This window comes from Bradyrhizobium tropiciagri (assembly GCF_018130545.1).
Taxonomy (GTDB): Bacteria; Pseudomonadota; Alphaproteobacteria; order Rhizobiales; family Xanthobacteraceae; genus Bradyrhizobium; species Bradyrhizobium tropiciagri_A.
Genome location: NZ_JAFCKF010000003.1, coordinates 575021 through 587785, shown reverse-complemented (window position 1 = coordinate 587785; position 12765 = coordinate 575021). Strand labels below are relative to the sequence as shown.

The following is a 12765-nucleotide window of genomic DNA, read 5'->3' as shown; positions in this document are numbered from 1 at the left end:
TGGGTCACTCGCGTCGTTTTTGGCCCGCACCCCAGATGTCCGCTTCTCCCCTGACAACTGCGAAATAGCGGAAATCCCCGACCGCCACTTGGCGCCAACAGGCGACCCAGTGCCATTCCTTCACTTGCGGCGCGGATAGGTGATTGACACCAATCCGCCTCTAGGCGAGATTCTGTGGCGGTTGATACGACCTGCTGGTTGCACCCTCACGGGAACGGTGAACGTATCGAGCCCTTTATTGGCTTTCCTTTGCCCGAGCGACCGGGTCAGCAACGCAACCGCCTGACACGCCTGGTTCGCTCCAGTCAAAGGACTAAGTCATGCGCGATTTTCGCGATGCAAAGGCCATGGCGCAGACCTTACGCGCCTCCCTAACTGTGAAAGCGGTCACCATCAGCCACAGCGAGAGCTTGGAGTTGGTCTCAAAAATGTTCGGCGTTGCCGACTGGAACACGCTGTCGGCGCAGATCGTCCAGGTGGGCCGTGAGGGCGCAGCCCCAAGATGCGCCACGGAGGCGGGGCGACTTCCCGCCATGCCGCTCCGGCATTTCGTGCCGTTCCCCGGCGGGATCGTGCCGCTTTACGCCAACTGCGCCAAAACCATTCAAGTGCTTGACCGGGGCTTTCAAGGTGCGCGGCAGATTATAGTCGCGATCCAAAGAAGCTCCAACGACGAGCTCGGACTTAGTGATGTCCATGACGTCGGTGTTCTTGGTAGCATTCTCACTCTGGACCAACTGGCCGATGGCAGATGGAAGGCACTGACCCAAATCCATCGGCGCGTCATGATCAAAGACTTCGTCGGCGAGGCGGAGAGCTACGTCGCTGATTTCGATGTGCTCGACGAACAACCTGCTCCGCATGTGCCGGACCTGATCCTGAGGGTCAAAACGTATTTCATGATCCATTCATTTCGGGATACGATAAAGCAAGGTTATCCGAGTGCGCCGCAACTCAAGCCGCCGTTCGAACGGGTCCGCGATCCTGGCCGACTCGCTGACATGATTGCTTCGCATACCGAGTTTTCGATCCCGGACAAACAGGCGCTGCTCGCGACCCTCGATCCCGTCAAGCGGCTCGAAAGGGTTCGGGACCTTCTGCAAGGTAACGCTTGAGGTTACCAATTTCTGAATAATAGAAAAACATCCCTGAGTTGCCCGACGTGTCAAGTCGCCTGGTCGAACGCCGGCAGCCGCCGGCTACTTTGCATGGGGTTGTTTTTCGATATTTTGGCAGCACCGCCTGCGACGGCCCCACACTCATCCCGCTTTAGAGCGTTTTCGAGCGAAGTGGCTACCGGTTCGCGTGAAGAAAACGCGTCAAAACAAGAATCTAGAGCCCCGTTCCGATTCCATCGGATCGGAAAAGGCTCTAGTGCCGCACCACCAGCACCGAGCATTTGGCATAGCGCACCACGTGCCCGGCATTCGAGCCGAGGAAGTAGGTGCGCATCGCCGGCCGGTGCGATGTCATCACGATCAGGTCCGCCTTCATCGTCGCGGCCTCTTCGAGGATCTCGTGATAGATGCCGCCCTGGCGGACCACGCCCGAGATGCGCCCGGGCGCGATGCCGGATTCCCGCGCGACGATGGCAAGCGCTTCTTCAGACGTTTCGCGCTGCTGGCTATCGAAATCCGCCGGCACATATTCGGCGAGCATCACCGGTGTCATCGGCAGCACGTTGAGAAGGCGCACCGCGCCGTTCCATGTCTGCGACAGCGTCGCAGCGGTTGCGATCGCAGGCTTCGCCAGATCGGTATCTGCGAGGTCGATCGGCACGAGAATGGACTTGTACATCAGCGCCTCCTGTCCGCGATTGGTCTGGAGCCGTTTGGTCCCTGTGCCGGGACGCGCGCCTTCTTTTTCTTGTAGTTCGTGGTGTCGACGCGAACCGGTCCCCCTGTCGCGCAAAACTCAATATAGCATGGCGGAGCGGCGATGTCCGCTCGCGTCAGTTGCGCGAGGCCCGCTTCAACAGTTTCGGGCTGACGAACAGGACGAGCTTGCCGCGCCGGAAGGAGACGTCATTCCAGTCGTCGGTCGCGAAGTCGAACACGGCAAGGCCCGAGGTCGGCAGGTTGTCGGCGAGCGCGCGCTTGGCAGCCTCGTCGCCGCTGCCGGTCAGCGTCAAGGCGAGCTCGTGCATGCCGGGATTATGGCCGATCAGGATCAGCCGCTTCGGATCGGTCACGGAAGCCATCCGGATCGCGGTCAGGAGTTGCGCAGGATCGGCGCCGTAGAGGTCCGGCACGAATTCGACTTTCGGCGCAGGTCCCGCGCCCTTCAACGCGTCGCGTACGATCTCCCAGGTCTGGGTGGTGCGGACCGCCGGCGACACCAGCGCCAGATCGGGCAGGGGCGGGTGGCGGGCGATCCAGCCGCCGATCTCCGCCGCATCGCGGTGGCCGCGCTCGTCGAGGCGACGGTCCTGGTCCTGCCCCGATGGCGAGTCGGCTTCGGTCTTGGCGTGACGCAGCAGCAACAAACGGCGCATGAACTTCCATCTCGATTCGGTCTGGTCGAATTAATTCTACAAGCTCATGCCCTGGACAAGGTGACAAGCGCCGCAGCGGTTCGTAAGAAAACGCTATGAGCGAGACTTCCACAAGTGCGGCAGACGGCCCCGACGAGGCGGCATCGCAGTCCCGTGACCGCCTGGCGTTCGACCTCGATGTCGACATTTGCGTGGTCGGGGCGGGGCTGGCCGGCCTGACTGTGGCGCGCGAGGCGGCGCGGCTTGGTGCCAGCGTCGCCGTGCTCGAGGGCCGCCAGGTCGGCTGGAACGCCTCCGGTCACCATCTCGGAACCGTGATGCCGGGCTACGGCCTGCCAATCGCAGATGTGATCGAGCGCGTCGGCCTCGACGATGCCCGCGAATTGTGGGCGCTGTCCAAGGAAGGCGCCGACTATGTCCGCGCCACCGCCACCGAGGATCTGATCCCAGGCATCAATCCGAGTGACGGCGCGCTGGAAGTGTCCAACGTCGATATCGGCGAGGCGCTGATCAGTCGGCTGCAGACGCTGGGTGAGGATTTTGCGGCCGAGGTCGAAGGCTGGCAGGTCGATCGCGTGCGCAGCGTGCTGCGGACCGGCCGCTACTTCCACGGCATCTATTACCCCAGGGCGTTGCAGATCGACGGCCGCAAATATGTCCATGGGCTCGCCGCGCTGGCTGTGCGGACAGGCGTGCGGATCTTCGAGGAGACGCCGGTCGTCAGCATCGATTTCTCGGGTATCCGCAAGCGCATCGTGACGCCGACGGCGCGGCTGCGCGCCAACCACATTGTCCTCGCCGGCAATATCCATCTCGGTTCGCCGCTGAAGCGCCTGTCCGATACGCTGCTGCCGGTGTGGCGCTACGCGGCGTTGACCGAGCCGCTCGGTGAGCGGCTGGCAGAGGCCGTCGCCTTTACCGGTTCGGTCGTCGACAGCGACGGCATCGACCATTTCCGCGTCGTCGATGGCGATCGACTGTTGTGGGCCAGTCCCGAAACCACCTGGGATGCACGGCCGAAGCGGCTTGGTGCCGCGGTGCAGCGCCGCATCGCCACCGTCTTTCCGCAACTCGGCAAGGTTCCGATCGCAGACACGTTCGGCGGCGCGGTCGGCGTCACCGTGCATGGCATGCCGCAGATCGGGCAGTTGCGCCGAGGCCTCTGGGTGGCGAGCGGCTTCGGCCGGCAGGGGCTCAGCACCTCGGCGCTCGCGGGGCAAATGATCGCACGCAGCATCCTGTGGGGCGACGACCGCTGGCGGCTGTTTTCGCCGTTCGAACTGGTCTGGGCCGGCGGCGCCACCGGCCGCGTCGCCGGTCATTTCGTCAGCCTGTGGGCGAGGGGAGCTTCCTCCGCAGCGGGCGTTCTGGCGCGCTACCGCGAGGGGGCACGCGCCAGGGAGCAGGCCCGCGAGGCGCGGCTCGCCGAGGCCAATCTCAAGGCGGGAACCCGGGGACCGGCGCCCCGTCGCCCGCCGGGGGCGGCCATGCGGCCGGTGGCCCCGCCTGCGCCCCGGCCGGTCGAGGACGGTGCAGCGCCGCATCGTCACGCCTCGCAAGAAAGTGAGCGGATCTCCGACGGGCGGATGTAACGTCCAGCCGCGGGGTTCGTATTTGTTGGCGAGCCTGTTCGGCCTGACTTGGCCGCCCGCACCGGAGATGATTGATGATCGATCGCCGTATCCTGCTTACTTCCGTCGCCAGCCTGCTGAGCTTCGCTGCCTTCCGCTGGCTGCGCGCCTCGCCGGCACAGGCCGCCGAGAAATTCGAGATCGAGAAGACCGACGCCGAATGGAAGGCGCAGCTGACGCCGCAGCAATATGAGATCCTGCGCAAGGAGGGCACCGAGCGGCCGGGATCGAGCCCGCTGCTCAAGGAGCACCGCAAGGGCACCTTCGCGTGCGCCGGCTGTGACCTGCCGCTGTTCTCGTCCGAGACCAAATATGAGAGCGGCACCGGCTGGCCGAGCTTCTGGAAGCCGCTGGACAATGCGATCGGCACCACGTCGGACCGCACCTTCGGCATGGTGCGCACCGAGGTACACTGCCGCCGCTGCGGCGGCCATCTCGGCCATGTGTTCGACGACGGCCCGAAGCCGACCGGGCTGCGCTACTGCATGGACGGTTTTGCGCTGGTGTTTCACCCGGCCGCGCCGTCAGCGACCTGACGCCCGCAGCGTTATCGAGCGAAGTGGGCACCGGTTCGCGTTAAGAGAACGTGTCAAAAAAAGAGGCGTTTTCGAGCCAGGGAGCGCGGTCAGAATTGCGCTGCGTCCCGGCAATTGTTGCCTGCCCGGCAATTGTGCCCCGGTTAAACGGCCGGGGCATTTTTTTCAAGCGCATGATTTTGTTAAGTTTCGTTTCGTGGCACGACCTTTGCGACATGCTCCGCCGATGCGGCCCTCTGCTGATTGCCAGCCGCCGGGAATCGAATTGGAGAACATGTCATGGGTATCTTCGGCGCTCTTACGACTGCGGTCGGTGGCTTGCGCGCAGGGTCGTACGCGCTTGAGAACATCTCCGGCAACATCGCCAACTCGCAGACCACGGCCTTCAAGCGCATCGATACCTCCTTTCTCGACCTCGTCCCGCAGACCGCGCTGACCGCGCAGCTCGCCGGCGGCGTCACCGCGCAGTCGCGCTCGACCAACTCGGTGCAGGGCGACGTGCAATCGGCGTCGGTCGCGACCTTCATGGCGATCAACGGCAACGGCTTCTTTGCGGTGCAAAAGCCCGGCAGCTTCACCGATGGCTCGCCGGTGTTCGACGGCGTCGACCGCTACACCCGCCGCGGCGATTTCCAGCTCAACAAGGATGGCTATCTGGTCAACGGCGCCGGCTATTATCTCGAAGGCGTGCCGATCGACCCGACCACCGGCAACCCGTCGGGCTCCTCGCCGCAGGTGCTGCGCTTCAAGAACGACTTCCTGCCGGCGCAGCAGACCACCAAGATCGATTATCGCGCCAACCTCGCGTCCTATCCGCTGACCACGTCGCACGACACGTCGGTGCCGGGCTCGGAGCTGCTCCGGCCGGGCGCGTTCAGCACTGGAAACAATCCGTTGGTGCTGGGCACGCCCGCCGCGCCCTATACCGATTCCTCTGTCACCGGCACCGCGCAAAACAACAAGGCGACGCCGTCGGTAGCCAATACGGCCGCGACCCTGCTTTCAGGCGCGGCCGGCAGCGATTCGATCAACGCCAGCTTCAGCGCCGGCTCGGCCGGTCCCCCGGTGGTGCCCGCCGATACGATCACGGTCAACGGTACCGTCATCACGTTCGTGGCTTCGGGCGCGACCGGCAACCAGCTCAATGTCACCGACAGCATCGGAACGCTGCTCGCCAAGATCGACGCGATCACCGGCACGGCGACGCCATCGACGATCAGCGGCGGCAAGATCACACTGCACTCCGGCACCGCGTCGGACCTGCAGGTGACGAGCTCGAACTCGACCGCGCTGGCGGCGCTGGGCTTCACCGGGCAGGCGGCTGCGACCCGCGGCGGCGGCGGCACGGTCGGCACCGGCCAGGTGGTCGGCAACGACAACTCGACCTTCCTGAACGAATCCGTCTCGGGCGGCGCCGTCACGGCCTACGACGTTTCGGGCGCGCCGGTGAACCTGCAGTTCCGCTGGGCCAAGAGCGACAGCTCCTCGCTGGGCGCTGGACATACCGACACCTGGAACCTGTTCTATCAGGTCAATCCCAATGCGACCGGCACGCAGGTCTCCTGGCAGAACGCCAACGTCAATTTCACCTTCGCGGCGAACGGCCAGATGTCGCCGGCGATCTCGTCGGTGACGCTCAACAATGCCGTCGTCAACGGTGTGTCGCTCGGCAACCCCGTGATCAATTTCGGCTCCGGCGGCGTGACCCAGTTCGCGGATGCCAACGGCAACGTCCAGGTCAACCAGATCCAGCAGGACGGCTTCCCGGCCGGCCAACTGCAATCGGTCAGCGTCTCGACCAACGGGCGGATCGTCGGCAACTACACCAACGGCCGCAACATCGACCTCGCCGAAATCTCGGTGGCGACCTTCAACGGCACCAACTTCCTCAAGCGCATCGACGGCGGTGCGTTCGAGGCGACCGACGAATCCGGCGCGGCGTTGTTCGGCAAGGCCGGCACCATCGTCGGCTCGTCGCTCGAGAGCTCGAACACCGATATTGCCGACGAGTTCACCAAGCTGATCGTGACCCAGCAGGCCTATTCGGCAAATACCAAGGTGATCACGACGACCAATTCGATGGTGCAGGACCTCCTGAACGTGGTGCGCTGATCGCATCGTTGATGCCGCTGTGAAGCAGTAAAGGCGAGTACACATTATGGGTTTGAGCCAAGCCCTTTCCACCGCGATGTCGGGCCTGCGCGCCACGCAGGCCTCGCTCTCGCTCGTCTCCTCGAACGTCGCAAACGCTGAGACGCCCGGCTACGTCAGGAAGACGCTGAACCAGACCACCGGCACCACCGGTCAGTTCGGCTCGAGCGTCCTGATCACCGGCGTCAACCGTCAGCTCGACGAATTCCTGCAGACCCAGCTTCGCACCGAAACCTCTGGCGCCTCCTACGCAGACGTCCGCTCCGAGTTCCTCGCCAATCTGCAGGGCGTCTACGGCAATCCCGACTCCACCGGTACGATCGAGGATGCCTACAACAAGTTCCTGACCGCGCTTCAGGGGCTGTCGACCAGCCCAGACTCGCAATCGGCGCGGATCGGCGTCGTCAACGCCGCGCAATCGATGGCGCAGCAGCTCAATGCGACGTCGCAGGGAATCCAGACGTTGCGCGCCAATGCCGAGGCCGGCATCAGCGACTCCATCAACACCGCCAACAACGCGATGCAGCAGATCGCGCGCCTCAATGTCCAGCTGGCGGCCAATAGCGGCACGACCGATGCGTCGACCGCGGCGCTGCTCGATCAGCGCGATCGCTACGTCACCCAGCTTTCGCAGCTGATGGACATCCGCACCGTCACCAACAGCCAAAACCAGGTGACCGTGTTCACCAATTCCGGCGTGCAGCTGGTCGGCACCGAGGCTGCGACGCTCAGCTTCAATGCGCAGGGCACGATGACGCCCAACACGCAGTACAATACTGACCCGACCAAGAGCACCGTCGGCACCATCACCATCACGTTCCCGCACGGCGGCACCTACGACATGGTGTCGACCAACTCGATCCGCTCCGGCAAGATCGCAGCCTATCTCGAGCTGCGCGACAACACGCTGGCGCAGGCCCAGACCCAGATCGACCAATTCGCCGCCGCGATGTCGAGCGCGCTGTCGGACAAGACCACCGCGGGCACCGCGGCGACGGCGGGCGCGCAGTCCGGCTACGATCTCGATCTCTCGGGGCTGCAGAGCGGCAACACCATCCATGTCTCGTACAAGGACAACACCACCGGGCTGACGCACAATCTGTCGATCATTCGGGTCGACGATCCGAGCGTGCTGCCGCTCAGCAATACCGCGACCGTCGATCCGAACGACGAGGTGCTGGGCGTGGATTTCTCCGGCGGCATGAGCTCGGTGCTGGCACAGCTCAACGGCGCGCTCGGCGGAACCGGCCTGCAATTCTCCAATCCATCCGGATCGACCCTGCGTGTGCTCGACGACGGCGCCGCCAACAAGGCCGACGTGACCGCGGCCTCGGTAACGACAACCGTCTCGTCGCTGACGTCGGGCGATCCGCAGCTGCCGTTGTTCACCGACAATGGCGGGCTCTACACCGGCGCGATCACCGCGAACGGCACCCAGTCGACCGGCCTTGCGGCGCGGATCAGCGTCAACACCGCACTGGTCGGCGATCCCTCGCGCATGGTCGTGTACTCGACCAATCCGCAGACCCCGGCCGGCGACACCACGCGCGCCAACCTCATCCTGAACCAGCTGTCGAACGCATCGTACAGCTATTCGCCGCAGACCGGCCTCGGCACGTCAGGCGCGCCGTTCACCGGCACGCTGCTGAATTTTGCCAAGCAGTTCATCAGCCAGCAGGGCGAGTCGGCGACGGCCGCCAAGCAACTGGCAGACGGCCAGGACGTCGTGCTGAATACGCTGCAGACCAAGATGGACTCGACCTCAGGCGTCAACATGGACGAGGAGATGGCGCATCTGCTCTCGCTCCAGAACGCCTATTCGGCCAATGCGCGCGTGATGTCGTCGATCAAGCAGATGTACGACGCGCTGCTGCAGATCACGTGAGGGTAACATGTCGATCGACGGCGTAAGCGGCAGAACATCCTACATCGGTACTACGATCCTCAACCTGCGCAGTCAGCTCAACGACCTGACGACGCAGCTTGCGACCGGCAAGGTCTCGACGACCTATGCGGGGCAGGGGCTTGATCGCGGCTTTGCGCTTAGTCTGCGCGCCCAGATCAGCAGCATCAACGCGTTCTCCGACACTGCCACCAACCTCAATACGCGTCTGAATGTCGCCAACCTCACGCTGCAGGGGCTGTCCGACGTCGGCACCCAGGTGAAGAACGCGGCGACGACGGCGACGCTGACGCTTAACAACAGCGGCCAGACCTCGGGCCAGATCACGGCGCAGGCCGCCTTCGCCAACGCGGTCGCGATGCTCAACAGCCAGTCCGGCGACCGGTATTTGTTCTCCGGCCGCGCGATGGATACGCCGGCCACGGTCTCCGCCGACACGATGTTGAAGGGCACGGCAACCCAGGCTGGCCTCACGCAGCTCATCAATGAGCGCAAGCAGGCCGATCAAGGCGCCAATTTGATGGGGCGCCTGAGCGTCTCGTCGCCGCCGGCGACCACGACGGCGACCAGCGTCGCCGAGGACGGCTCGCCGTTCGGGCTGAAGCTGCTGTCGGTGCAGTCGTCACTGACCGGCGCCACCGTGACGCAGCCGACCGGCACGCCAAAGTCGACCTCGGTCGATCTCGGCGCCGTCAATCCGAAAGATGGCGACAAGATCACGTTCAATTTCACGCTGCCCGACGGCACCACCGATGCGATCGAGCTCACCGCGACGACGACGAACCCGCCGCCGACCGGCTCGTTCCTGATCGGCGCCGACACCACGGCGACGACGGCCAACCTGCAGTCGACGTTGACGTCTTCCATCAAGACGTTGAGCGACACGTCGCTGGTCGCAGCCTCAGCGGTCGCGGCGTCCAACAATTTCTTCAATCCGGTCGCGACCGTCTCAGGCGCCGCCGTCAACAACCAGAACACCCCGCCGGCGCCGATCTCAGGCGCCACGGCGCTTTCGGGGACGGCCGGCACCGACTCGCTGTCGACGAGCTTTGCTGCCGGCGACACCATCACGGTGAACGGTACCCCGATCACCTTCGTGGCCTCGGGTGCCACCGGCAACCAAGTCAACGTCACCGACAGCGTGCAGACGCTGATGGCGAAGATCGACCAGATCAGCGGCACCAAGAACCCGTCGACCATCAGCAATGGCGTCATCACCCTGCATGGCGCCGACGGTCAGAACCTCTCGATCTCGAGCTCGAATACCGCGGCGCTCGGCGCGCTCGGCATCGCCAACAACACCACCGCGACCCCGGCGCCGCTCAGGGTCGGCGGACCGCCGTTCGACACCGCCACCAGCCTGGTCGCGGGCACGCCCGACAACACCGTGTACTGGTACACCGGCGAGAACGGCCCGGGATCGGCACGCGGCACCGCGGTCGCGCAGGTCGATCAATCGATCACCGTGCAGTATGGCGCGCGCGCCAACGAGCAGGCGTTCCGCTATCTGCTGCAGAACGTCGCGGTGTATGCTGCGGTCACCACCAATGCCAGCAACCCGAATGCGAGTGCGCAGGTGACGGCGCTGGCGCAGCGCGTCAGCGGGAACCTTGCCCCACAGAACGGCCAGCAGCAGATCCAGGACGTGCAGGCCGAGTTCGCCGGTGCGCAGACCGCGACCAAGGCGGCCACCGATCGCCAGACCCAGCTCAAGGGCATGGCGGAGACGATGCTGGACTCGGTCGAGGGCGTCAATCAGGACGAGGTCGCGACCAAGATCCTGGCGCTGCAGACCAGCTTGCAGGCGTCGTACCAGACGACGTCTATGCTGTATCAGACCACGCTGCTGAAATATCTGCCGATCAGCTGATCGCGCGCCGTCCCATCTCCAGCCAGCAAAAAAGGCCTCCTCGCGGAGGCCTTTTTTTCAATTCGGGCGAGGGACTAATTACGCGCTCTTGCGGGTGTCGTCCTGATTGGCGCGCGCCGTTTCCAGCAGCTTCTCCTCGTGCGCGATCAGCTTCTTGGATTCCTTCAGCGCGTGATAGAGATCGCCGTTGAGGATGAAGTTGTTGACGCTCTCGATGAACGGCCAGGCGCTCGGCATCGCCGTGATGATGTCGCGCACCAGGCTGAAATAGGTCGGGTGGTGCGCCATCGGGTCCGGCGACAGATACATCAGCTGCACCGCGAGATAGATCAGCTTCGCCGGCGTGTCCGCGGTCTCCGGCGTCAGGATATCCTTCTCGCGCAGGATCGGGATGCGGTCGCCGTCGATCAGCAGGCGGGCCCGCTGATCGGTGTTGGTGATCACGCAATTGCCGACGATGATGCGCTCGTTCGGCTTGAGTTCGACCTTCAAGGCCATGACCGTTCTCCTTTGCCGGCAGTCGCGCGATGTCGCAGCTAGCGGAACATGTTCGGCACTGCATAGCAGCCGCCGTCGCGGCCCGGGGCCGATGCGACAGCGATCCTTTCCCATGATGGTTAATGCTTGGTGAACGAGGGGCGGGCGCTGGCATGGCCATTCGGCCGGAATCGGCAGTCGCCTCAGTAGTTTTCGCGGCGAACTTCGCCCAATGGCGACAATTTTATTCTTCTGCATTTGCCTCAAATGCAGCTCGGGAGATTTCTGTTTCCTTCGCGGGCTCGAACGCAGGATCGGCCATCCGCCCGATCAGAAAGGATTGGCGCGGCATTTTCCTCAGTTTCACACCAGAAAGGTATGAAAATGTCCGATATCATTCTCTCGTCCTCCGTTCGTCAGAACCTCCTCTCCCTCCAGTCCACCGCCGATCTGCTCTCCACCACGCAGAACCGCCTTGCCACCGGCAAGAAGGTCAACACGGCGCTCGACAACCCGACCAACTTCTTCACCGCACAGTCGCTCGACAACCGCGCCAGCGACATCAACAACCTGCTCGACGGCATCGGCAACGGCGTGCAGGTGCTGCAGGCTGCCAATACCGGCATCACCTCGCTGCAGAAGCTGGTCGATACCGCGAAGTCGATTGCCAATCAGGTGCTGCAGAGCCCGACGGGCTACACCACTCGCTCGACGGTCAGCTCCGCGGCGGCGCTCGGCGGCACGGCGGCGAACCTCGTCGACGGCACCACCATCAAGAGCGGTGACACCCTGGCGATCGCAGCCGCTGCAGGCCAGCCCGCCTTCACCTTCACCTTTGGAGCCAACACGTCGCTTGCGCAGCTGAACACGTCGCTGGCGGCCAGCAACCTGACGGCGAGCCTCGACAGCTCCAACAAGCTCGTCATCAGCACGACCAATGACGCCGCGTCGACGACGATCGGTGCGGTGACCTACACCGGCACCGGCACCGCGACGTTCGGCGCCGCGACGGCTCCGGTTGCCGATGCGGCCTCGCAGTCGGCGCGCGCCGCCTTGGTGACCCAGTACAACAACACCATCTCGCAGATCACGACCACGGCGCAGGACTCGTCGTTCAACGGCATCAACCTGTTGAGCGGCGACAGCCTGAAGCTGACCTTCAACGAGACCGGCAAGTCCACGCTCAGCATCACCGGCGTCAAGTTCGATGCCGCAGGCCTCGGCCTGAAGTCGCTGGCCGCGGGCACCGACTTCCTCGACAACAACTCGGCGAACAGCGTCATCGCATCGCTAAGCACGGCGAGCTCCTCGCTGCGCAGCGAAGCCTCGACGCTGGGTTCGAATCTCTCGATCGTGCAGATCCGTCAGGACTTCTCGAAGAACCTGATCAACGTGCTGCAGACCGGTTCGTCGAACCTGACGCTGGCCGACACCAACGAGGAAGCGGCCAACAGCCAGGCGCTGTCGACCCGCCAGTCGATCGCGGTCTCCGCGCTCGCGCTCGCCAACCAGAGCCAGCAGAGCGTGCTGCAGCTGCTCCGCTAAGCGCGCTGACAAGCACTTCAGGAACGGCGGGGGAAACCCCGCCGTTTTTGTTTGTCTCCGGGATATTACGGTATCTTTCCGTATCGCTGGAATGACGCATTTCGTAACGGCTGCTAACCATATTTAAAGGCGCCGGATGCATAAATATCGAGCGCTAG

10 protein-coding genes are annotated in these 12765 nt (G+C 64.0%); 7 read left to right on the top strand and 3 right to left on the bottom strand.

Annotation, left to right across the window (positions count from 1 at the left end; genetic code table 11):
- Window positions 1-320 precede the first annotated feature (320 nt).
- The gene (locus tag JQ616_RS15580; RefSeq protein ID WP_212015632.1) at window positions 321-1115 is read left to right on the top strand and encodes an LON peptidase substrate-binding domain-containing protein; all 795 of its coding nucleotides are present in this window, start codon (window positions 321-323) and stop codon (window positions 1113-1115) included.
- 256 nt (window positions 1116-1371) lie between these two features.
- Here the strand turns inward: JQ616_RS15580 and JQ616_RS15575 are convergent, their stop codons facing one another.
- Together JQ616_RS15575 and JQ616_RS15570 are read right to left on the bottom strand one after the other, a co-directional pair.
- Window positions 1372-1797, bottom strand: a complete 426-nt coding sequence (locus JQ616_RS15575) for a universal stress protein (protein WP_021077991.1) — start codon at window positions 1795-1797, stop codon at window positions 1372-1374.
- Window positions 1798-1951: 154 nt separating this feature from the next.
- Window positions 1952-2494 carry a SixA phosphatase family protein gene (locus JQ616_RS15570; protein ID WP_212015630.1) on the bottom strand — a complete coding sequence of 181 codons (543 nt, stop codon included), beginning with the start codon at window positions 2492-2494 and terminating at the stop codon, window positions 1952-1954.
- A gap of 95 nt (window positions 2495-2589) precedes the next feature.
- Here JQ616_RS15570 and JQ616_RS15565 point away from each other — a divergent pair, with 95 nt between their 5' ends.
- The 5 genes from JQ616_RS15565 (at window position 2590) to JQ616_RS15545 (ending at window position 10585) form a co-directional block, all read left to right on the top strand.
- Complete coding sequence (locus JQ616_RS15565; protein WP_212015628.1) at window positions 2590-4086, top strand: NAD(P)/FAD-dependent oxidoreductase; 1497 nt, start codon at window positions 2590-2592, stop codon at window positions 4084-4086.
- A 74-nt stretch (window positions 4087-4160) separates the two neighbouring features.
- Window positions 4161-4661 (top strand): peptide-methionine (R)-S-oxide reductase MsrB, encoded by a 501-nt coding sequence (gene msrB / locus JQ616_RS15560; protein ID WP_212015626.1) that lies wholly within the window; start codon window positions 4161-4163, stop codon window positions 4659-4661.
- A 279-nt stretch (window positions 4662-4940) separates the two neighbouring features.
- Window positions 4941-6773, top strand: a complete 1833-nt coding sequence (locus JQ616_RS15555; protein ID WP_212015624.1) for a flagellar hook-basal body complex protein — start codon at window positions 4941-4943, stop codon at window positions 6771-6773.
- Window positions 6774-6819: 46 nt separating this feature from the next.
- Window positions 6820-8697: a flagellar hook-associated protein FlgK gene (gene flgK, locus JQ616_RS15550; protein ID WP_212015622.1), complete on the top strand. Its 1878-nt coding sequence runs from the start codon at window positions 6820-6822 to the stop codon at window positions 8695-8697.
- Window positions 8698-8704: 7 nt separating this feature from the next.
- On the top strand, window positions 8705-10585 hold the full coding sequence (locus JQ616_RS15545) for a flagellar protein (RefSeq protein WP_212015621.1): 1881 nt from the start codon (window positions 8705-8707) through the stop codon (window positions 10583-10585).
- Between the two features lie 78 nt (window positions 10586-10663).
- On the opposite strand, the gene flbT is transcribed toward JQ616_RS15545, so the two are convergent.
- Window positions 10664-11083, bottom strand: a complete 420-nt coding sequence (gene flbT / locus JQ616_RS15540) for a flagellar biosynthesis repressor FlbT (protein WP_212015620.1) — start codon at window positions 11081-11083, stop codon at window positions 10664-10666.
- A gap of 357 nt (window positions 11084-11440) precedes the next feature.
- Between flbT and JQ616_RS15535 the strand changes: the two genes are divergently transcribed.
- The gene (locus JQ616_RS15535) at window positions 11441-12607 is read left to right on the top strand and encodes a flagellin (protein WP_433995972.1); all 1167 of its coding nucleotides are present in this window, start codon (window positions 11441-11443) and stop codon (window positions 12605-12607) included.
- The last annotated feature ends 158 nt before the right edge of the window (window positions 12608-12765 follow it).